The sequence below is a fragment of the Nonomuraea sp. NPDC047897 genome (assembly GCF_043204415.1).
Lineage (GTDB): Bacteria > Actinomycetota > Actinomycetes > Streptosporangiales > Streptosporangiaceae > Nonomuraea.
The window spans coordinates 34,278-54,730 of sequence record NZ_JBIDCC010000008.1 but is presented as its reverse complement, the minus strand read 5'-3'; the positions used below and the strand labels follow the sequence as shown (position 1 = coordinate 54,730).

The 20,453-nt window shown below is 71.9% G+C and carries 18 protein-coding genes and 1 pseudogene; 8 read left to right on the top strand and 11 right to left on the bottom strand.

The genetic code is table 11. The features are described 5' to 3' along the window. Positions 1-24: 24 nt before the first annotated feature. The 9 genes from ACGF0J_RS19065 to ACGF0J_RS19025 all read right to left on the bottom strand — a co-directional run bounded on the left by ACGF0J_RS19065 (position 25) and on the right by ACGF0J_RS19025 (position 9,629). Positions 25-1,113: a prephenate dehydrogenase gene (locus ACGF0J_RS19065; protein ID WP_393147428.1), complete on the bottom strand. Its 1,089-nt coding sequence runs from the start codon at positions 1,111-1,113 to the stop codon at positions 25-27. A 56-nt stretch (positions 1,114-1,169) separates the two neighbouring features. After that, entirely contained in the window at positions 1,170-1,529 is a 360-nt protein-coding gene (gene aroH, locus ACGF0J_RS19060) for a chorismate mutase (RefSeq protein WP_393147426.1), read from the bottom strand. Positions 1,530-1,600: 71 nt separating this feature from the next. Continuing rightward, the gene (locus ACGF0J_RS19055; protein ID WP_393147424.1) at positions 1,601-3,592 is read right to left on the bottom strand and encodes a pseudouridine synthase; all 1,992 of its coding nucleotides are present in this window, start codon (positions 3,590-3,592) and stop codon (positions 1,601-1,603) included. Continuing rightward, positions 3,589-4,215 (bottom strand): SMC-Scp complex subunit ScpB, encoded by a 627-nt coding sequence (gene scpB / locus ACGF0J_RS19050; RefSeq protein ID WP_393148061.1) that lies wholly within the window; start codon positions 4,213-4,215, stop codon positions 3,589-3,591. Before scpB ends, ACGF0J_RS19055 begins: the two co-directional genes overlap by 4 nt. A gap of 301 nt (positions 4,216-4,516) precedes the next feature. Beyond that, positions 4,517-5,338, bottom strand: a complete 822-nt coding sequence (locus tag ACGF0J_RS19045; protein ID WP_393147422.1) for a segregation and condensation protein A — start codon at positions 5,336-5,338, stop codon at positions 4,517-4,519. After that, positions 5,335-6,276 carry a ParA family protein gene (locus tag ACGF0J_RS19040; RefSeq protein ID WP_101782914.1) on the bottom strand — a complete coding sequence of 314 codons (942 nt, stop codon included), beginning with the start codon at positions 6,274-6,276 and terminating at the stop codon, positions 5,335-5,337. The genes ACGF0J_RS19045 and ACGF0J_RS19040 overlap by 4 nt, the downstream gene beginning before the upstream one ends. A gap of 117 nt (positions 6,277-6,393) precedes the next feature. Then, positions 6,394-7,299: a site-specific tyrosine recombinase XerD gene (locus ACGF0J_RS19035; protein ID WP_393147420.1), complete on the bottom strand. Its 906-nt coding sequence runs from the start codon at positions 7,297-7,299 to the stop codon at positions 6,394-6,396. Between the two features lie 15 nt (positions 7,300-7,314). Next, positions 7,315-7,926 carry an NUDIX domain-containing protein gene (locus ACGF0J_RS19030; protein ID WP_393147418.1) on the bottom strand — a complete coding sequence of 204 codons (612 nt, stop codon included), beginning with the start codon at positions 7,924-7,926 and terminating at the stop codon, positions 7,315-7,317. Continuing rightward, positions 7,923-9,629, bottom strand: a complete 1,707-nt coding sequence (locus ACGF0J_RS19025) for a CTP synthase (protein ID WP_393147416.1) — start codon at positions 9,627-9,629, stop codon at positions 7,923-7,925. Before ACGF0J_RS19025 ends, ACGF0J_RS19030 begins: the two co-directional genes overlap by 4 nt. Positions 9,630-9,739: 110 nt before the next feature. On the opposite strand from ACGF0J_RS19025, the gene ACGF0J_RS19020 reads away from it, so the two are divergent. The 5 genes from ACGF0J_RS19020 (at position 9,740) to ACGF0J_RS19000 (ending at position 14,036) form a co-directional block, all read left to right on the top strand. Next, a complete protein-coding gene (locus tag ACGF0J_RS19020; protein ID WP_393147414.1) occupies positions 9,740-10,405 on the top strand; it encodes an acyltransferase in 666 nt (221 codons plus the stop codon). Positions 10,406-10,485: 80 nt separating this feature from the next. Next, positions 10,486-11,739 (top strand): NAD(P)H-dependent flavin oxidoreductase, encoded by a 1,254-nt coding sequence (locus ACGF0J_RS19015; protein ID WP_393147412.1) that lies wholly within the window; start codon positions 10,486-10,488, stop codon positions 11,737-11,739. Between the two features lie 49 nt (positions 11,740-11,788). Beyond that, positions 11,789-12,412: a DUF4126 domain-containing protein gene (locus ACGF0J_RS19010; RefSeq protein ID WP_393147410.1), complete on the top strand. Its 624-nt coding sequence runs from the start codon at positions 11,789-11,791 to the stop codon at positions 12,410-12,412. A gap of 346 nt (positions 12,413-12,758) precedes the next feature. Continuing rightward, entirely contained in the window at positions 12,759-13,364 is a 606-nt protein-coding gene (locus ACGF0J_RS19005) for a hypothetical protein (protein WP_393147408.1), read from the top strand. Positions 13,365-13,469: 105 nt separating this feature from the next. Further along, positions 13,470-14,036: a Uma2 family endonuclease gene (locus ACGF0J_RS19000; protein WP_393147406.1), complete on the top strand. Its 567-nt coding sequence runs from the start codon at positions 13,470-13,472 to the stop codon at positions 14,034-14,036. 148 nt (positions 14,037-14,184) lie between these two features. On the opposite strand, the gene uvrB is transcribed toward ACGF0J_RS19000, so the two are convergent. Beyond that, complete coding sequence (gene uvrB / locus ACGF0J_RS18995) at positions 14,185-16,293, bottom strand: excinuclease ABC subunit UvrB (protein WP_393147404.1); 2,109 nt, start codon at positions 16,291-16,293, stop codon at positions 14,185-14,187. A 61-nt stretch (positions 16,294-16,354) separates the two neighbouring features. Continuing rightward, a pseudogene (locus ACGF0J_RS18990) lies at positions 16,355-16,498 on the bottom strand (transcriptional regulator); the annotation flags it as partial. Between the two features lie 93 nt (positions 16,499-16,591). Between ACGF0J_RS18990 and ACGF0J_RS18985 the strand changes: the two are divergent. From ACGF0J_RS18985 to ACGF0J_RS18975, 3 genes are read left to right on the top strand one after another with little or no spacing between them, the layout of a single operon-like run. Next, positions 16,592-18,286 carry an SPFH domain-containing protein gene (locus ACGF0J_RS18985; protein ID WP_393147402.1) on the top strand — a complete coding sequence of 565 codons (1,695 nt, stop codon included), beginning with the start codon at positions 16,592-16,594 and terminating at the stop codon, positions 18,284-18,286. Further along, on the top strand, positions 18,283-19,530 hold the full coding sequence (locus ACGF0J_RS18980; RefSeq protein ID WP_393147400.1) for an SPFH domain-containing protein: 1,248 nt from the start codon (positions 18,283-18,285) through the stop codon (positions 19,528-19,530). The genes ACGF0J_RS18985 and ACGF0J_RS18980 overlap by 4 nt, the downstream gene beginning before the upstream one ends. 15 nt (positions 19,531-19,545) lie before the next feature. Continuing rightward, entirely contained in the window at positions 19,546-20,319 is a 774-nt protein-coding gene (locus tag ACGF0J_RS18975) for a sporulation protein (protein ID WP_393147399.1), read from the top strand. Positions 20,320-20,453: the final 134 nt, after the last annotated feature.

Genomic DNA, 20,453 nt, shown 5'->3' with positions numbered 1-20,453 from the left:
CCGCACGACGCCGGGCGGAGCCCGTCAGGGGACCTGCCAGCCCCTCTCGTGCAGGGCCCTGGTCAGCACCGGTGCGGCCGCGGGCTGAACCGCCACCTCGGCGACGCCCAGCGGCAGGCCTGGCGCGTGCTCCAGCCGTACGTCCTCGACGTTGACCCCGACCTCGTCACACACCTGGAACAGCTTGGCGAGCTGGCCGGGACGGTCGCCGATGATCACTTGGACCACCACGTAGGCGGGCGCCGGGCCGCCGTGCTTGCCCGGGATGCGGCCGTGACCGGCCACGCCCCGCTTCAGCAACTGCGTGATGTCCTCGCCCGCGGTGCCGTCGCCCCCCGCCAGGGCCCGCAGCGCGGACGCCGCCTCGGCCAGGTCGCGGGACACCGCCTCCAGCACCTCGGCGACCGGGTCGGCGTTGCCGGACAGGATGCCCAGCCACAGGGCGGGGTCGCCGCCGGCGATCCTCGTGACGTCCCTGACGCCCTGACCGGCCAGGCCGAGCGCGACGTCGGGCGCGTCGGCCAGCCGGGCGGCCACGGCGGAGGCCGCCACGTGCGGCGCGTGGGAGACGACGGCCACGGCCCGGTCGTGCTCGGCGGCGTCGACCTCGACGGGGTTGGCCCCGCACAGCTCGACCAGCCGCAGCACGGTGGCCCTGGCCTCGGCCGAGCTCTCCTCGGTGGGGCACAACGCCCACGGCCGCCCCAGGAACAGCTCGGCCCGCGCCGCGCCGGGACCGGAACGCTCGCGTCCGGCCAGCGGGTGGGAGGCCACGTAGCTGCTCAGGTCGCAGCCGAGCCGCGCGGCCTGCTCGATGGGCTCCACCTTCACGCTGGCCACGTCGGTGTAGCAGGCGGCGACGTCCCGCCCCTGCAGGTCGAGCAACTGGGCGGCGACGTGCCCCGGCGGCACCGCGACCACCGCGAGGTCCGCCCGCGCACCGGACGCCCCGTCCCACTCCTCGCCCGCGCCGAGCTCGCGCGCCAGCCGCACGGCACCCTGGTCACGGTCGGCGAGCAGCACACGGACCCCCCGCCGGCGCAGCGCCAGCGCCACGGAGGTGCCGATGAGGCCGGTGCCGACGACCAGCACCGTGCGGAGTTCGGAGGCCATGTCGGAGTCCTGGATCGTCTGGGTGCGGAGGGTGGAGGCGGGCCGCTACGCGCGGCTCACTGGGCGATGTCCTGGCGCAGGGCTACGGCGCCGCGCAGGTAGACGTGCTGGATCTCCGAGCGGGGCCGGTCGGTCTCCACGTGCGCCATCAACCGCACCACCCGGGGCAGCGCCCCCGGCACGTCGATCTCGGAGCAGCAGATCAGCGGCACCTCGTGGAAGCCCAGCTTGCGCGCGGCCAGCGCCGGGAACTCGGCCGTCAGGTCGGGTGTGGCGGTGAACAGCACGCTGATCACGTCGTCCGTGGTCAGCTGGTTGCGCTCCATCAGCGTGGAGACGAGCTCGGTCGTCGCCTCGATGATCGCGTCGCGGTCGTCGGCGTCCACCTGGATCGCCCCGCGGATCGCCCGCACCATGTGCTTTCGTCCCCTCTATAAGACCCGGAGCCCGTGCGGACCTCCGCACGGGCTCCTGCGTTCTGGCCAGATTACAGCTTGACGGCGGCGTAGAGTTCGCCGACCTCCTTGAGGCTCAGCGCCCGGACCGTGCCCGGCTTGGTCCGGCCGAGCTTGACCGGCCCGAACTCGATCCGCGCCAGGTCGATGACCCGGTGACCCGCCTCTTCGAGCATGCGCCGGACGACGTGCTTGCGGCCCTCGTGCAGCACGACCTCGACCAGCGCCTGCTGGCCGTGCTCCTGGACGATCTGGAAGGAGTCGGCCCTGGCCAGGCCGTCCTCCAGCTCGATGCCCTGCCGGAGCCTGCGGCCCAGGTCGCGCGGGATCGGACCCGGCACCTTGGCCCAGTACTTCTTCTGCACGCCGTAGCTGGGGTGCGTCAGCCGGTTGGCCAGCTCGCCGTCGTTGGTGAGCAGCAGCAGGCCCTCGGTCTCGGTGTCGAGCCTGCCCACGTGGAACAGCCTGGGCGCCAGCTCCTGGACGTAGTCGGCCAGGCAGGGGCGGCCCTGCGGGTCGTCCATGGTCGACACGACGCCGATGGGCTTGTTCAGCGCGTAGTAGACCAGGTCGGGGGCGGTCGGGATGCGCTTGCCGTCCACGTGGATGATCTGCGTGGCCGGGTCCACCTTCGCGCCGAACCTGCGCACCACCTGGCCGTTCACGGTGACGCGGCCGTCACCGATCATCTCCTCGCAGGCGCGGCGGCTGGCCACGCCCGCCTGGGCGAGCACCTTCTGCAGCCGCACGCCGCCGGGCACCTCGGTGGTGTCGCGCTCGTCGGTGTAGCCCTCGGGGAAGATGTCGCGGTCGCGCATCGGCTGGCGGGCGGTCTTGAACCGGTCGCGCGGCGCCCCCTCCCCCCGTCCGCGGCCGTCGCCGTGACCGTCGCGCCTCGGTCCGCCGCCGCGCGTGGGCCGGCCGCCGATCGTCTGCACGTCGTCACGCCTGGGGGTACGGCCCGCGCCGGGAGCACGCCCTCCCGCGCGGCCGCCCTCGTCACGCCGGGGACCACGCGCGTCGGGACGGAAGCCGCCCTCGTCACGCCGGAAGTCGCCCGCGTCGCGGCGGGGCGCCGGGGAACGGCGGTCGTCCGGGCGGCCGTCGGTGTCGCGCCTGCCGTAGCGGGCCCGGGCCGAGCCCGCGGAGTCGTCGCGGCGTCCGCCGCGGTCGGCACGGAAGGCGGGCCGCTCGGCACGGAACGTGGGCCGCTCGGCACGCCGGTCGCCGGCGTCGCGGTCGTGGTGACCGCCCCGGTCGTCGCGGCGCTCGTAGCGGGAGCCACCGTCACGCCGCTCGAAGCCGTCGCGCCGCTCGGACCGGAAACCGTCACGACCACCGGACCGGAAGCCGCCGCGTTCCCCCTCGGACCGGAAGCCGCCGCGTTCCCCCTCGGACCGGAAGCCGCCGCGTTCCCCCTCGGACCGGAAGCCGCCGCGATCGCCGCGACCTTCCGGCCGGGAACCGCCACGGTCATCACGGCCCTGGTACCCACCACGGCCATCACGGCCCTGGTACCCACCACGGCCATCACGGCCCTGGTACCCACCACGGCCATCACGGCCCTGGTACCCACCACGGCCATCGCGGCCCTGGTCACCGCCACGGTCATCACGGCCCTGGGGCCGGAAGCCGCCGCGGTCGTCGCGACGCTCAGACCTGAAGCCGGTGCGGTCGTCGCGACGCTCGGGCCGGGAGCCGGTGCGGTCGTCGCGACGCTCGGGCCGGGAGCCGGTGCGGTCGTCGCGGGAGTCCCGGCCGTAGCGGGCGCGGGCGCCGCCCCGGTCGGCGCGGAAGGAGTCGCGGGCGGAGCCGTACTCCCTGCCCGCATCGGTTCGGCCGGAGTCGGGCCGGCCGTACTCGCTCCTGGAGTCACGGCCGTGGCCGCGGGCTCCGTCGTCGCGGCGGGAACCGCCGCGGCTGTCGTCCGAGCGGTAGGCGGGACGCCCGCCACGGCCACTGGAGCCGCCGGTGCGTCCACGACCGCGTCCATCACCGGACGGGGTGCTGCGCCTGTTGTTCACTTTGTCGTCTCCTCGAGATTTTCCACGTCGTCGGGGAGGAAGGGCGCGAGCTCGGGGAGCTCGCCGATGTCCTTCAGTCCCAGACGTTCCAGGAAGTATGAGCTTGTCCGGTAGAGCACTGCCTGGCTCTCCGGGTCGGTGCCGGCCTCTTCGACCAGCCCCCTCGCGACGAGCGTCCGCATGACGCCGTCGCTGTTGACACCGCGCACCGCGGCGACGCGGGCACGGCTCACCGGCTGCCGGTAGGCCACCACCGCCAGGGTTTCGAGCGCGGCCTGGGTCAGCCGCGTCTGCTGGCCGTCACGGACGAACCGTTCGACCAGCGGTGCGCAGTCAGGACGGGTGTAGTAACGCCAGCCGCCCGCGACCTGTCTCAGATCGAAACCCCGTCCGGCGGCCGTGTATTCCGCGGCCAGCGTCCGCAGGGCCGCGGCGACCTCGTGGGTGGGCCGCTCCAGCACCTGAGCGAGCGTAACCTCGGCGACGGGGACGTCCACGACCATGAGGATCGCCTCCAGCGCCGCGGCGAGCCCCGGCCCGTCGTCCGATCGCTCCGGCTCCGTGACGTCGTCGGACCCGCTCGGCGCGAAAGCCCGCGCCGCAGTCGAAGACGTCGAGGACATCGCCATGACGGGCGGCGTCTCCACGGGTGGGGCCGTCGCCACGGCTGGGGCCGTGTCCACGGCGGGCGGCGGCGGGTCCGACGGAGCCGCCGGGGTCTCGTCCCGTGGCTCGTCCCGTGGCTGCTCGTCCCGTGGCTGCTCGTCCCGTGGCTGCTCGTCCCGTGGCTGCTCGACCGCGGCCGGGGACGGCGCGTCGTCGCCGGCGGGCGGAAGATCGGCCAGGGAGCCCGGGAGGGTCATCCAGGCGGGCAGCGCCGCGTCGGAGGGGGTGCGGGGCGGGGGCGGCACGTCGCCGGGACGGTCAGTCATCAGTGGTCTTCTCCGCGCTCTCCTCGTAGTCGTCGCCCACCGCGACGTCCCCATCGTCGCTCCCCGTCCAGGTGACGTGCAGGTCACCCAGGGGCTCGACCTGCTCGAACGTGACCGCCGACTCCCGGAAGAGCTCCAGGACGGCCAGGAACCGGGCGATGACCTCGAAGGTGCCTTCGCAGTCGGCCACCAGGGCCCGGAAGGTGGCCCTGCGCATGCGCCGCAAGCGCTGGACCAGGATAGCCGCTTGCTCGCGGACGCTGGCCAGTGGTTGGTAGATGTGACCGACGCTGACCGTGGGCGGCGCCTTGGGGGTGAAGGCGCGGGCGGCGATCCTGGCGAGTTGCTCGGGCCCGATGCCGAGGATCAGCTCGGGCAGCAGGTCGGCGAACTGCGGCTCCATCGGCACGGCGCGCGGGAAGCGCAGCGCCTCGTCGGCCATCCGGCCCGCGAAGACCTTCGCGACCTCCTTGTACGCCTTGTACTGCAGCAGCCGGGCGAACAGCAGGTCACGGGCTTCGAGCAGGGCGAGGTCCTCCTCGTCCTCGACCTCGCCGGACGGCAGCAGCCGGGCCGCCTTGAGGTCCAGCAGCGTGGCCGCGACCAGCAGGAAGTGGCTGGTCTGGTCGAGGTCCCACTCGGGCCCGCGCGAACGGATGTAGGAGATGAACTCGTCGGTGACCTTCGACAGGGACACCTCGGTGATGTCCAGCTTGTGCTTGGCGATCAGCCCCAGGAGCAGGTCGAACGGGCCCTCGAAGACGTCGAGGTGGACCTGGAAACCCGTGGTCTGCTGCTGTGCCTCCGCCGTCACCTGGCCATTGTGGCAGGCGCGGGCCAGCGGGAGAGCACTTCGCGCGCCAGCTCGCGGTAGGCGTTGGCGCCGAGCGAGGACGGGTCGAACGTCGTGATCGGCTCGCCGGCCACCGTGGCGTCGGGGAAGCGGACCGTACGGTTGATCACGGTGTGGAAGACCTTGTCGCCGAACGCCTCGACGACGCGGGCCAGCACCTCGCGGCCGTGCAGCGTGCGCGCGTCGTACATGGTGGCCAGCAGGCCCTCGATCTCGAGCTGGTCGTTGAGCCGCTCCTGCACCTTGGAGATGGTGTCCATGAGCAGGGCGACGCCGCGCAGCGCGAAGAACTCGCACTCCAGCGGCACCATGACGCCATGAGCGCAGGTGAGGGCGTTGATCGTGAGCAGGCCGAGGGACGGCTGGCAGTCGATGAGGCAGACGTCGTAGTGCGGCAGCAGCGGCTTGAGCACGCGGCCGAGCACCTGCTCGCGGGCCACCTCGGTGACGAGCTGGACTTCGGCCGCGGACAGGTCGATGTTGCTGGGCAGCAGGTCGAGGCCTTCGACGCCGGTCTCCAGCAGCACGTCCTCGGCGGTGACGCCGCGGTCCATCAGCAGGTTGTAGACCGTGAGGTCGAGCTGGAGCGGGTTGATGCCGAGGCCCACGGACAGCGCGCCCTGCGGGTCGAAGTCGACGAGCAGCACCTTCAGGCCGCACTCGACGAGGGCGGCGCCGAGGTTGATGGTGGTGGTGGTCTTGCCCACCCCGCCCTTCTGGTTGACCATCGCGACCACCCGCGCCGGCCCGTGCTCCCGCGGGGGCACCGGATCGGGGAACACCGGCCGGGGGCGCCGGGTGGGCCCCAGATTCACGCCGGTGGAGGGCGCGTCGGTCTTGGTGTCACCCCAGGGGTTGTCGGGGGTCCCCGGGGTCGAACCGTTGGTCGTCACAGTCACCAGCTCGAACCTCCCTGACGATCCCGAACCGGACCGTCCGGACGGACACTATGGCGTCATCACTTAACGCGGCAAGGCGGCACGCCGGGGGCGCCGCACGTCGCAACCGACTATAGATCACTGCCGGGCGCGGGGATGCGCCGCGGCGTACACCTCGCGGAGCTTGTCGACCGTCACCAGGGTGTAGACCTGGGTCGTCGTCACCGAGGCGTGGCCGAGCAGCTCCTGGACCACTCTGACGTCGGCGCCTCCTTCCAGGAGGTGGGTCGCGAAGGAATGGCGGAGTACGTGGGGAGATATCCCGTCGAGTCCGGCTCGTTCGGCGGCGGCCTGGAGCACCTCCCAGGCGCCCTGCCGGGTCAACCGGCCGCCACGGGCGTTGAGGAACACCGCCGGCGTGCCCCGGCCATGGGCCAGCAGGCCCGGCCTGGCCCGGACGAGGTAGGCGTCGAGCGCGGACCTGGCGTAGCGGCCGAGCGGCACGACGCGGGCGCGCCCGCCCTTGCCGCGCAGCCGCACCTGGTCGTCCTCCAGGTCGTCCACGGCCAGGCCGACGGCCTCGGAGATGCGGGCGCCGGTGCCGTACAGGACCTCCAGCAGTGCGCGGTTACGCAGGGTCAGCGGGGCGCCCTCGGGACCGGAGGCGGCGATGAGCTGTTCGACCGCGTCGACGGCGATCGCCTTGGGCAGCCTGCGCAGCTGGCGCGGCGGGCGGACCTCGTGTGCGGGGTCGTGCGCGGTGACGCCCTCGCGCAGCGCGAAGCGGTGCAGCCCGCGCACGGCCGAGACCGCCCGCGCGGCCGAGCTGGCCACGAGGGCGGGGTGTTCGCCGTCGCCCTCGCGCAGGGCCGCCAGGAAGTCGCGCACGTCGGCCTCGCCCACCTCGCCCAGCGTGGCGTGGCCACGCGAGCGCAGGTGGTCGAGGTAGCGCCGCAGGTCACGGCGGTAGGAGGCCAGCGTGTTGGCGGCCAGCCCCCGCTCCACCGCCAGATGGGCGAGGTAGCTGGACAGCACCGCCTCCACAAGTGGGTCCTTCCGTCACGCCTCTGGGGCGTCGGCGGGGCGCAGCGTGGCGTAGCCCTCGGCCGAGGCCGCGTACGCCGCGAGGATACCGGCCACAGCCGGGGAATTGTGGATCATTCCCGCGAGCGCCCACCGCACGGCGTCGGCCAGCGGCACCCATTCGACCGGCATCCCGATCTCCTCGTGCCGGTGGACGAAGTCGCGCTCGGCGTCGGGGATCGGCGTCAGGTCGCGGGCGAGGAAGACGCGGATCCGCTCGTTCGTCATGCCGGGCGAGGTGAGCAGGTCGGTGAGCGTGTGCCAGGTGGCGGCCCGGTAGCCGGCCTCCTCGGCGAGCTCCCGCGCGGCCCCGTCGACCAGCGACTCGCCCGCCACGTCGCGCAGGCCGGCGGGCAGCTCCCACAGCAGCCGGCGGGCCGGGTGACGGTACTGGCGGATCAGCAGGACCCGGTCGCGGTCGTCGAGGGCGACCACCGCGACCGCTCCGGGGTGGACGACGTAGTCGCGGTCGGCCGCCTCGTCGCCGGGCATCCGGACGGTGTCGGTGACGACCTCGAACACGTGCCCCTTGAACCGCTGCTGCGACGCGACGACCTCCCACGACTCGGGGACGTCCTCGATCCTCACTTGGCCGCCTTGACGCCGGTCGGCTGCGCGGTCGGCTGGGCGGCCGGCTGCTTGGCGGCGACCCGCCCGTCGGCGTAGCTGAGGGCCGCGCCGATCAGGCCCCTGAACATCGGGTTGGCACGGGTCGGCCGCGAGCGGAACTCGGGGTGGGCCTGCGTGCCGACGAAGAACGGGTGCACGTCCACGGGCAGCTCGGTGTACTCGACGAGGCGGCCGTCGGGCGACAGCCCGGAGAAGACGAGGCCGACCTTCTCCAGCCGCTCGCGGTAGGCGTTGTTGACCTCGTAGCGGTGGCGGTGCCGCTCGTCGGCCTTGGCCTTGCCGCCGTACAGCTGCCTGGCCAGCGTGCCCTCGCCGAGCTTGGCGGTGTAGAGGCCGAGCCGCATGGTGCCGCCCATGTCACGCTCGCCGGCGACGACGTCCTCCTGGTCGGCCATCGTGGAGATGACCGGGTGCTTGGTGTCGGGGTCGAACTCGGCCGAGTTGGCCTCGGCGATGCCGGCCAGATTGCGGGCGGCCTCGATGACCATGCCCTGCATGCCGAGGCAGATGCCGAGCAGCGGGATGCGCTGTTCGCGGGCGTGGCGGATGGCGCCGATCTTGCCCTCGATGCCGCGCACGCCGAACCCGCCCGGGATGAGCACCCCGTCCACGCCGTCGAGCTCGCGCTCGGCGCCCTCGGGCGTCTCGCAGTCGTCGCTCTTGACCCAGCGGATGTTGACCCGCGCGTCGTTGGCGAACCCGCCGGCGCGCAGCGCCTCGGTGACCGACAGGTAGGCGTCGGGCAGGTCGATGTACTTGCCGACCAGGGCGATGGTGACCTCCTTGGCGGGGCGGTGCACGCGCCGCAGGAGCTGGTCCCACTCCTTCCAGTCGACGTCGCGGAACGGCAGGCCGAGCCGGCGCACCACGTACGCGTCGAGCCCCTCCGCGTGGAGCACCTTGGGGATGTCGTAGATGGAGGCGGCGTCGACCGCCGAGACGACGGCGTCCTCGTCCACGTCGCACATCAGGCTGATCTTGCGCTTGATCGCGGTCTGCACCGGCCGGTCGGAGCGGAGCACGATCGCGTCGGGCTGGATGCCGATGCTGCGCAGCGCGGCCACGCTGTGCTGGGTCGGCTTGGTCTTGAGCTCGCCGGACGGGCCGATGTACGGCAGCAGCGACACGTGCAGGAAGAAGACGTTGTCGCGGCCGACCTCGTGCCTGATCTGGCGGACCGCCTCCAGGAACGGCAGCGACTCGATGTCACCGACGGTGCCGCCCACCTCGGTGATCACCACGTCGACGTCGGGACCCGCCATGCCGCGGATGCGGTCCTTGATCTCGTTGGTGATGTGCGGGATGACCTGGACGGTGTCGCCGAGGTACTCGCCGCGGCGTTCCTTGGCGATGACGTTGGAGTAGACCTGGCCGGTGGTGACGTTGGCCGAGCCGTGCAGGTCGGTGTCGAGGAAGCGCTCGTAGTGGCCGACGTCGAGGTCGGTCTCGGAGCCGTCGTCGGTGACGAACACCTCACCGTGCTGGAACGGGTTCATCGTGCCGGGGTCGACGTTGAGGTAGGGGTCGAGCTTCTGCATGGTGACCCGTAGGCCGCGTCCCTTGAGGAGGCGGCCGAGGCTGGATGCCGTGAGCCCCTTGCCGAGACTGGAGGCGACACCGCCGGTGACGAACAGATGCTTGGTTTGCGATGCGCTGCGCAAAGGGGCTCCCGTGGCTCGAGGCGTGGTCGAAGTGTCCACGGGCTCTCAGGATATCAAACAACGTCCCCGACATGCCCGAACGGTATGACCAAGCGGTAACTTTGGGCTCTATGTCAGTCGTACGGCGGGCCATGGGCGCGCTGATTCACCGAGCGTACGCGGCGATCCGCGAAGCCGGAGCCATCACCCCCGGTAGTCCGGCGGGCCACGAGTTCCGCCGGATCGGCGACGGCGTCAAGATCGCCTTCCCGCCGGGCGCGATCTTCGGCGAGCGGTGGATCGAGATCGGCGACCACACGCTGATAGGCGAGCGGGTGTCGATCTCCTGCGGCATGATGCCGGGCCCCGACCTCGGGCCCGACACGATCCTGCGCATCGGCCGCGCCTGCTCGATCGGCCGCGGCTCGCACATCGTGGCCCACCAGTCGATCGAGATCGGCGACGACGTCTTCACCGGGCCGTACGTCTACATCACCGACCAGAACCACGTCTACGACGACCCGGACGTGCCGATCGGCAGGCAGTGGCCGCGCAACACGCCGGTCTCGATCGGCGCGGGCTCGTGGCTGGGCGCCGGCGCGATCATCCTGCCGGGCACGCGGCTGGGGCGGCAGTGCGTGGTGGCGGGCGGCGCGGTGGTGCGCGGGGAGTTCCCGGACCACAGCGTGGTGGCGGGCGTGCCGGCCAAGGTGGTGCGCTCCTATGACGCGGAGCTGGGCTGGCGGGCGCCGGGCGTGCACCCGTTGGCGGCTGACCGGCAGGCCACCGCGTCCTGAGGGCCGCCGGGACGCCGCGTCCCGAAGACCGCCGGCGCCGATGCTGGACCGAACGATATTCTGACGGTTAGCGTCAGGTCATGCGGACCGCTATCTGCGAGCGTCTGGGCATCGAGTTCCCGCTGTTCGCCTTCAGCCACTGCCGTGACGTGGTGGCCGCGGTGACGAACGCGGGCGGGTTCGGGGTGCTGGGCGCCGTCGCGTACTCGCCCGAGCAGCTCGACACGGAGCTGACCTGGATCGACGAGCGGGTGGGCGGCCGGCCCTACGGGGTCGACGTGCTCGTACCGGGCAAGATCGACCCGTCGGCGCTGGACGTGGACGCCCGCCTGGCCGACGCCGTCCCCGAACGGCACCGCGGCTTCGTCGCGCACCTCTTCGCGAAGTACGGCCTGGCCGGGTCGCCCCCGGGCTCCCCGCTCGGCCACGAGCCCGCCCTGGGCCCGCCCTCCGGCCCGCTGCCAGAGCCGCCCTCGGGCCCGCTCCCCCGCCCGCTGTCAGAGCAGCCCTCAGGCCCGTCCTCAGGCCCGCTGTCAGGGCCGCTCCCCGGGACGGCGGACGAGGTGGGGCGGCGGGTCACCGCGGCCGGCGCCACCGGCCTGATCGACGTGGCGCTGAAGCACCCCGTCGCGCTGATCGCCAGCGCGCTGGGCCCGCCGCCACCCGAGATGGTGGCCGGCGCGCGCGAGGCGGGTGTCCCCGTCGCGGCGCTGGTCGGCACGGTCGAGCACGCGCGCCGCCAGGTCGCGGCGGGCGCCGACCTCATCGTCGCCCAGGGCACCGAGGCGGGCGGCCACACCGGCGACATCTCGACGATGGTGCTGGTCCCGCAGGTGGTGGACGCCGTCGCCCCGGTCCCCGTCCTGGCCGCCGGCGGCATCGCGTCGGGGCGGCAGATGGCGGCGGCGCTCGCGCTCGGCGCGGAGGGCGTGTGGTGCGGGTCGGTCTGGCTGACCACCGAGGAGGCCGAGACGGCGCCCGCGGTGAAGCGCAAGATGCTGGCCGCCTCCTCGCTCGACACGGTCCGGTCGCGCTCCCGCACCGGCAAGCCGGCCCGCCAGCTCAGATCCGCCTGGACCGAGGAGTGGGACGCCGCCCAGGAGAGCCCCGGCCCGCTGGGCATGCCGCTGCAACTGCTGATGGCCGAGGAGGCGATGGCCCGGATCGGCGCCGCCGCCGAACGCGGCGAGCCGGGGGCCGTCGAGCTGGCCAACTACTTCGTCGGCCAGGTCGTGGGCCAGCTCGACCAGGTCAAACCGGCCCGCGAGGTGGTGTACGACATGATCAGCGAGTTCGCCGACACGGTGGATCGCCTGCGCCGCCTGTCCGGCTGACGTTCCGGCGGCCCGCTCGCGTCCCGGACCGGGCGGGCAGACTGGAGTCATGCTCGCCGCACTGACGGGGCTCGGGTTGTCGACGGCCGCCGGACTGAACGCCTACATCCCGCTGCTCGTCGTGGGCGTGCTCGCCAACCTCACGGACGCGGTCAGGCTGCCCGACGGCTACGGCTGGCTGTCCAACTGGGGCGTGCTCGCCGTGATCGCCGTGCTGCTGGCCGCCGAGATGGTCCTGGACAAGGTGCCGGCCGTCGACTCGGTCAACGACGCCATCCAGACGGTGGTGCGCCCCGCGTCCGGCGGCGTGGTGTTCAGCGCCACCAGCGCCGCCGCCGAGCTGGACCGGTCGACGTGGATGACCGCGAACCCGTGGGCCGGCTGGCTGCTGGGCATCGTGCTGGCACTGGCCGTGCACGCGCTCAAGGCGGCGTCCCGTCCGGCGATCAACGCGGGCACGGCCGGTGTGGGCGCTCCGGTGGCGAGCACCGTGGAGGACGCCGGGTCGCTGGGCATGAGCCTGGTGGCGGTGTTCGCTCCCGTGCTGGTGGCGGTGGCGCTGGTGCCGCTGGCGCTGTTCGGGTGGTGGGCGGTCAGGAAGGCCCGCCGCGTCCGCGCCCGCCGCAGGCGACGTGCCGCGCCCCCGCCCTCGGGCCACCCCGCCGAACGCTGACCGCCCACCCCGCCCGCACACAACGGCTCATCCGCGAGGCTGACGGCGGCTCCCTCTCCGGGTTGACGCGCTCGCGGCAGACCCATCCGTACGCTCGGCGGGCACGGCCGGTGTCCGACGCCGGCGGCGTAGGCCGCGTGTGGGCGTTCCACGGCCCCCGCCCAGGCGCCCACACGCCCTGCCTCCCAGCCCTCCACACCCGCCCTCCACCCCAACCCTCCACACCCGCCTCCCCAGCCCCCACACCCGCGCTCCACACTCGCCGCCATGCCCGAACGCATCCTCGGAGCAAGGTCCACCGGCGCGCCCGGCGCACTATCCTCAAGGGCAGTGACCCGACCAGGAGGTGGACGCGATCAGCGAGTTGCTTCTCATCGTGCTGGTGATTCTGGCGTTCCTCCTGCTGCTGACCGGAGTGGGCGTCTACTTCCTGGTCAAGGTGGGCAGGAAGGCGGCGACCAAGGCCAAGCAGGCGACGACCCGCCTGAGCACCCACGTCAACGCGATGGGCACCGGCGACGCGGCCGAGGTCGAACGGCTCCGGCTGGACCTGCGGCGCGAGGTGTCGCTGACCCGCCAGGCCGTCGAGCAGGCGCAGCGGCAGGGCTGGGGCCTGGGCGATCTGCCCGACCTGCTGGCCGACCTGACCCGCCAGGCCGACGTGCACGACGCCCAGCTCGGCATGTACGCCCAGCAGCGCCGCGTGTCCCCGTACGTCGACCACGCCACGCTCGGCAAGCTCCGGGAACACCAGGCCAAGCTGACGGCGATGTGCGCCCGCCTGCGCGCCGACCTGCTCAGCCACCAGGTGCAGCACGCGGGCTCGGGCATCGACGAGCTGCACGCCCGCACCGACCTGGAGCTGGAGGCCCGCCGGAGCACGCCCGACCCGCTGGACGAGATCGACGAGCTCTACCGCAGGACCATGGAAGAGCGCAGAGACCACCCCTGACGACCACGGCACGTGACATATGGAAGAGCGCAGAGACCGCCCGTGACGATTCACGGCACGTGACATGACGGGTTCACGGCGTGACATCTACGAGGAGGCCTGACGATGAGCACAGCGCTTCCGGAGTGGTTCTACCCCGGCCCTGAGGGTGGGTGGACTGCCGACATGCTCGACCACCTCCCCCCTGACGCGCCCTCGCACGTCGAGCTGATCGACGGGTCACTCGTCATGAGGTCACCGCGAACCGCGTTCCACATGCTCACGCTTCGGCTGCTGGAGCAGTCGCTCAGGCCGCCTCGCGAGTTCGTGGTCGCCCGTGAGATGGCCGTCACGCTCGGCGTGCGCCAGCGTCCGGAGCCTGACATCCTGCTGGTGAAGCGGTCCGCGCTGGAGTCGCGGGTGACGACGTTCAGGCCGCAGGACGTCCATCTGGTCGTCGAGGTCGTATCCGACGAGTCGATGGACCGGGACCGCACCACCAAACCGATCAAATACTCCAACGCGGGCATCCGGCATTTCTGGCGCGTGGAGCAGGAGGACGGCCACCCCGTGGCCTACACGTTCGAGCTGGAGCCGGCCGTACGCGCCTACGGCCCCACCGGCATCCACCGCAAGCGACTGGTCACGAACATCGGCTTCGACGTGGACCTCGACCTCGACCGCGTCATCTGACCGGCCGCGTCCCCACGCCTCAACGCAGGCCGTCACCGGGAGAGGACGCGAGCCGGCAGGACTCGCCCCCGGGACGGCACAAGGCCGGCACCCCGCCGTCATCGCAGCCGCCGTGCCAGATCGGGGCGGTGGTGGGCGTTCGGGAGCTTCAGGTGATCCCTGCCTCCTTCATGTCGCGCAGCTCCCGCTTGAGCTCCTTGATCTCGTCGCGCAGCCGGGCCGCCACCTCGAACTGCAGGTCGCCCGCAGCCTGGTGCATCTGCTCCGTCAGCGACTCGATCAGGGACTCCATCTGGGCGCGCGGCATCTCGCCGGCGATGGCCTTGGCGTGCTGGCCCGCCTGCCTGGCGGCGAAGCCGGGCACCGGGGCCTTGCCGCGGGACTGCTGACGCCCGCCGCCGAGGAGCTTGTCGGTGTCGGCGTCCTCGCGCTGCAGCGAGTCGAGGATGTCGGCGATCTTCTTGCGCAGCGGCTGGGGGTCGATGCCGTTGGCCTCGTTGTAAGCGATCTGCTTGGCGCGGCGGCGGTTGGTCTCGTCGATGGCCCGCTCCATCGACGGGGTGACCTTGTCGGCGTACATGTGGACCTGGCCCGACACGTTTCGGGCCGCGCGGCCGATCGTCTGGATGAGGGACGTCTCGGAGCGGAGGAAGCCCTCCTTGTCGGCGTCGAGGATGGCCACCAGCGACACCTCGGGCAGGTCGAGGCCCTCACGCAGCAGGTTGATGCCGACGAGCACGTCGTACTCGCCGACGCGCAGCTCGCGCAGCAGCTCGATGCGGCGCAGCGTGTCGACCTCGCTGTGCAGGTAGCGGACCCGGATGCCGAGCTCCAGGAGGTAGTCGGTCAGGTCCTCGGCCATCTTCTTGGTCAGCGTGGTGACCAGGACCCGTTCGTCACGGTCGGCGCGCTCGCGGATCTCGTGGACCAGGTCGTCGATCTGGCCCTTGGTCGGCTTGACGACGATCTCGGGATCGACGAGACCGGTCGGGCGGATGACCTGCTCGACCACCTCGCCCTTGACGCGGCCCAGCTCGTAGGGGCCGGGCGTGGCCGACAGGTAGACGGTCTGGCCGATGCGCTCCAGGAACTCCTCCCACTTCAGCGGCCGGTTGTCGAGCGCCGACGGCAGGCGGAAGCCGTGGTCGACCAGGGTGCGCTTGCGGGAGGCGTCACCTTCGTACATGGCGCCGATCTGCGGCACGGTCTGGTGGGACTCGTCGAGGACCAGCAGGAAGTCCTCCGGGAAGTAGTCGAGCAGGGTGTTGGGCGCGCTGCCCGGCTCGCGGCCGTCCATGTGGCGCGAGTAGTTCTCGATGCCGGAGCAGGTGCCGATCTGGCGCATCATCTCGATGTCGTAGGTGGTGCGCATGCGCAGCCGCTGCGCCTCCAGCAGCTTGCCCTGGCGCTCCAGCTCCTCCAGCCGCGCGGCCAGCTCCGCCTCGATGCCGCGCACGGCCGCCGCCATCCGCTCCTCGCCCGCCACGTAGTGGGAGGCGGGGAAGATGTAGAGCTCCTCGTCCTCGGTGATGACCTCGCCGGTCAGCGGGTGCATGGTCGAGAGCTTCTCGATCTCGTCGCCGAACATCTCGATGCGCACGGCGAGCTCTTCGTACTTCGGGATGATCTCGATGGTGTCGCCGCGGACCCGGAACGTGCCCCGGGTGAAGGCGAGGTCGTTGCGGGTGTACTGCATGTCGACGAGGCGGCGCAGCAACTGGTCGCGGTCGACGTCCATGCCGACGCGGAGCCTGGCCATGCGGTCGACGTATTCCTGCGGCGTGCCCAGGCCGTAGATGCACGACACCGACGCGACCACGATCGTGTCGCGGCGGGTGAGCAGCGAGTTGGTGGCCGAGTGGCGCAGCCGCTCGACCTCGTCGTTGATCGACGAGTCCTTCTCGATGTAGGTGTCGCTCTGCGGGACGTAGGCCTCGGGCTGGTAGTAGTCGTAATAGGAGACGAAGTATTCGACCGCGTTGTTGGGCAGCATCTCGCGCAGCTCGTTGGCGAACTGGGCGGCGAGCGTCTTGTTGGGCTGCATGACCAGGGCGGGCCGCTGCAGCCGCTCGATCAGCCAGGCGATGGTGGCGGTCTTGCCCGTGCCGGTGGCGCCCAGCAGCACGCTGTCCTTGGCCCCGGCCGTGACCCGGCGCTCCAGCTCGGCGATGGCCGTCGGCTGGTCGCCGGAGGGAGTCATCTCGGTGACGACCTCGAAGGGCGCCACCTTACGCTGCAAGTCAGTGACCGGTCGCATACGTGCCACTGTAGGCGGCGCCACCGACAGAAATCGCCCGCAGCCTCTGGGCGGGCCCCGGTCAGGCCGAGCGTTCGCCGATGCGGGGGAACGGAGCCGTGGAGAAGACCACCTCGACCGGCACCTCGAAGTGGTCGGCGATCCGCGGCGCCAGGTGGAGGCTGGGGCTGCATTCGCCGCGCTCCGTCGACAGCACACCTGCTGTCCAGCGCAACGGACCTGTGATGTGCGGTGCAAGCGAACAGCAAGTCGCAGCCGATACGGTCGAAACCGGCCTGTAGCGGATAAGGAAGGTGCTATGTCACGACCCAGAGAGGCGCTTCGACAAGCAGGTCAGGGCATGGCCCGGGCCGTCGCGCAGGGCGGCGACCTCAGGCAGGCCGCCGGCAACGCGGTCGGCCAGGCCATGGGCCAGGCGACACAGTTCGCCGGGCCGGACGGGCAGCCCGGGTTCGTGCTGAACCCGCACGACTTCGCCGCCGCGCGTGACGGCGGAGCTTCCATCGGCACGCTGATCGAGGCCAGGTCCGCGTCGCTGAACGAGGCCGGCGAGATCGTCAACCGCAGCTTCGCCGAGAACGGCATGCACGTCATCTCGCCCGTGGTGATCCCCAAGAGCGGCACCGCGAAGGTGCTCGTGCCGCTCGGCATCCTCGTCGTCCTCGGCCTGATCGGCGCGCTCGGCAACGTCATCCCGCGCACCGAGCTGTTCTTCGGGCCGCACTACTGGGCCGTGCTCGTGCTGGCCGCCGCGTTCCTGTGGTGGCGGCGCAGCGTGGTGATGGTGCCCGAGGGCTGCAAGGCGCTGATCACCAAGTTCGGCAAGCTCGTGCACATCGCCGACCCCGGCCGGGTGACGCTGCTCAACCCGTGGAAGCGGGTCAGCTACATCGTCAACACCACGCGCGAGTACCCGTTCAACGCCCCCATCCGCGAAGCGCCGACCCAGCAGGGCGTCAAGGCCAGCGTCGACCTGTTCCTTCAGTTCCGGATCGAGAACCCGGCCGAGTTCATCTTCGTGCTCGGCTCGGTCAGCGGCTTCCAGTCCAAGCTGCAGAACGCCATCAGCGAGGTCACCCGTTCCCTCATCTACGCCCAGCGCGCCGAGGACATCTACGACCTCGTCGGCGAGAGCACGCTCGGCATGCTGGAGAGCCTCAACCAGCAGTTCCTGCCGGCCGTCCGGCTGACCGACGTGAACATCACGCACGCCGAGCCGTCCAGCCAGGAGTACCGGATGGACCTGGCGGCCCCCGAGATGGTGCGGGTCGCCAAGGAGGCCTACACCTACGAGTACGAGCTGCAGCTACGCAAGGAGCAGAACGAGGGCGACCTGATCAAGGAGCTGGCCGGGCTGCAGGAGACGCTGAGCGCCATCCAGGCGGAGATCGCCGGCTACCAGGCCCGCATGGACACCGCGCTCGAACGCGCCACCCACCAGGCCACGGCGCAGGCCAGGCAGCGCCTGGTCGAGGCCGAGTCGACGGCCAACGCCAACTCGGCCCTGCTGCAGGCCCAGGCGCTCGACATCCGGGCGTTGAGCGCCGCCGAGGCGCCGGAGATCCTCGACTACCGCTTCCAGCAGGACCTGCTGGACAAGCTGGAGTCGGTCGCGACCCGGCTGCCGCAGGTGGTGCAGGTGGGCGAGCAGACCGACATCGACTTCCTGGCGCTGGCCCAGCAGCTCGTCGGCGGCAAGGGGGCCGCGCTCTTCTCGCCCGAGGACATGGCCGCCATCCGGTCCAGGCTCGGCGAGATCGGCAGGCGCGTGGAGGGCCGGGAGGCCGAGATCGCCGCACTGCTGCGGAAGGTGGCCGAGGACGTCACCGAGGCCCCCGCCGGCGCGACGCCCGCCGCCGTGCCCGCCGTACCCGCTGTGACCGCCGCACCCGCCATGCCCGCACCCGGGACGCCCGCCGGGACGCCCACCGAGACGCCCGCCGAGACAACCGCCCCCATCCCCGTACCGAAGCTGGAGCGTGAGGCCCGATGAGCGGGCGCGAGTTCTCGAAGATCAAGGAGTCGCTGGCGTCCTGGTCGGAGATCCGCCAGTTGCTGCGCGGCGGCGAGCAGGGCCAGCTCGTGCCCGTCGTCATCCCCAAGGACCGGCGCGGCCTGTCGTGGATGACGCTGGTGTTCGCCGCGCTGTACTTCGCCGGCATGGCGGTGGTCACCGACCTCAGGACCCTGCCCGCGCTCCTCGCGGTGTTCCTGCTGGCGCTGGCCGCCATCCTCATGTGGCGCAAGGCGATCATCGAGATCGAGGAGGGCACCACCGGGGTGCGCAGCCGCTGGGGCGCCATCACCGGCACGCTGCCGCCGGGGCGCCACTACCTGTGGCTGCCGTGGGACCGGGTGGACGCCGTGGTCGACACCTCCACCGAGATCCCTTACTCGGCGCCCATCGTGGCCTGCCCGACGGCCGAGAACGTGCCGCTGAAGTCGATCGAGTTCTTCCTGAAGTTCCGCATCGAGGACCCGGTGGCGTTCGTCCGCACGATCGGCGCGGGCAACTTCGACCTGGTGCTGGCGAGCGCCGTGCAGGACGCGATCAGGCAGCGCAGCCGCAGGGTGCACACCGAACGCGCCTACGACCTGCGCGGCTCCGACGTGGGCGACATGCAGGACGCGCTCAACCGCCAGCTCGGCAGGTACGGCGTGCGCGTCACCGGCGCCAACATCCCCGACGTGCAGTTGCCCGACCAGTATCAGCAGCACCTGGCCACCCGCGAGAAGGTCGCCAAGGAGCTGTCGGCCTACGAACGCGAGTGGGAGCTGACCCGCAAGCGCCGCATCGACACGCTGCTCATGGAGATCGAACGGTCCAAGAAGACCCGCGACGCCCGCGTCGTCGAGGTCAAGGCCGCCTACAACAAGGCGCGCAAGGACGTGGCCCGCATGCTGGAGGAGCAGGAGACGGAGGCGCAGCGGGTGCGCTGGGAGATCGAGGCGCGCGGCCGCGCCGAGCTGACCTCGGCCGAGAACGAGGCCAAGGCGCTGCGCCGGCTGGCCGAGTCCTACCGCGACAACCGGGCCGTGCTCCAGTACGAGCTGGCCAGGCGGCGCCTCGACGTGGGCGCCAGGCTGGCGGAGAACGCCCCCCAGCCGCTGGTCGTGCGCACCCAGCAGGGCTCCGGCGACTCCGCGCTGTCCACGCTGCTGCTGGCCCAGCTCCTGCCCCGCATCTCGGCCGGCCAGGTCTCCGCGCCCCACAACGGTGACGCGTCCCACGCGTAGAAGGGAAAGAACTTCATGGTGTTCCGCAAACTGATGGCCGCGTTCGGCGCGGGCGTCGAGGTCGACACGGTCCTCACCGGCACGACCGTCCGGCCCGGTGAGACGCTGCGCGGCGTCGTCAACTTCCGCGGCGGCGGCTCCGACTACAAGGTGGAGGGCATCTTCATCGACCTGACCGCCGTGGTGGAGGTGGAGAGCGGCGACAACGAGTACAAGACGACCTACAGCTTCCTGCGCCAGCAGGTGGCCGGGACGTTCCAGCTCGCCGCGGGCGCGCAGCACGGCCAGCCGTTCGAGATCCCGATGCCGTGGGAGACGCCGGTCAGCGCTGTCGCCGGGCACCCCCTGCCCGGCATGAAGCTGGGCGTGGCGACCGAGCTGGCGCTGGCCGGCGCGATCGACAAGGGCGACCTCGACCCGCTGTTCGTCAGCCCGCTGCCCGCCCAGGAACACGTGCTGGGCGCGCTCGGCCGCATGGGCTTCCACTTCAAGAAGGCCGACCTGGAGCGCGGCACGCTGTACGGCTCGACGATGCCGTTCTTCCAGGAGATCGAGTACTTCGCGGGCGGCCAGTGGCGACGCTACTTCAACGAGCTGGAGCTGACCTTCATCGCCGGGCCGCGGCAGATGGACGTCATCCTGGAGGCCGACAAGCGGGGCGGCTTCCTGACCTCCAGCCACGACACCTACAACAGGTTCACCGTCCACTACGACGCCAACCCGGCTGCGGCCGAGGAGGCGCTGCAGCGCGGCCTGGAGCAGATGGCCCGCCACCGCGGCTGGTTCTGACCCCTCCCATCCGGGCGACCGCCCGCGGGCGGCGCCGGGGCGGGGGCCGGCGCCCCCGGCCCGGTCAGTGCCCCCGGGGGCGCGGGCGGCTATTGCGCCCGCGGGCCCACCGCGGGGAGGAGCGGTTCCAAGTC

Bases quoted from the DNA above. Each gene is read 5' to 3' on its own strand.
- ACGF0J_RS19065 (WP_393147428.1), bottom strand. From the start codon at position 1,113: ATGGCCTCCGAACTCCGCACGGTGCTGGTCGTCGGCACCGGCCTCATC.
- aroH (WP_393147426.1), bottom strand. From the start codon at position 1,529: ATGGTGCGGGCGATCCGCGGGGCGATCCAGGTGGACGCCGACGACCGC.
- scpB (WP_393148061.1), bottom strand. From the start codon at position 4,215: ATGTCCTCGACGTCTTCGACTGCGGCGCGGGCTTTCGCGCCGAGCGGG.
- ACGF0J_RS19020 (WP_393147414.1), top strand. From the start codon at position 9,740: ATGTCAGTCGTACGGCGGGCCATGGGCGCGCTGATTCACCGAGCGTAC.
- ACGF0J_RS19015 (WP_393147412.1), top strand. From the start codon at position 10,486: ATGCGGACCGCTATCTGCGAGCGTCTGGGCATCGAGTTCCCGCTGTTC.
- ACGF0J_RS19010 (WP_393147410.1), top strand. From the start codon at position 11,789: ATGCTCGCCGCACTGACGGGGCTCGGGTTGTCGACGGCCGCCGGACTG.
- ACGF0J_RS19000 (WP_393147406.1), top strand. From the start codon at position 13,470: ATGAGCACAGCGCTTCCGGAGTGGTTCTACCCCGGCCCTGAGGGTGGG.
- uvrB (WP_393147404.1), bottom strand. From the start codon at position 16,293: ATGCGACCGGTCACTGACTTGCAGCGTAAGGTGGCGCCCTTCGAGGTC.
- ACGF0J_RS18985 (WP_393147402.1), top strand. From the start codon at position 16,592: ATGTCACGACCCAGAGAGGCGCTTCGACAAGCAGGTCAGGGCATGGCC.
- ACGF0J_RS18980 (WP_393147400.1), top strand. From the start codon at position 18,283: ATGAGCGGGCGCGAGTTCTCGAAGATCAAGGAGTCGCTGGCGTCCTGG.
- ACGF0J_RS18975 (WP_393147399.1), top strand. From the start codon at position 19,546: ATGGTGTTCCGCAAACTGATGGCCGCGTTCGGCGCGGGCGTCGAGGTC.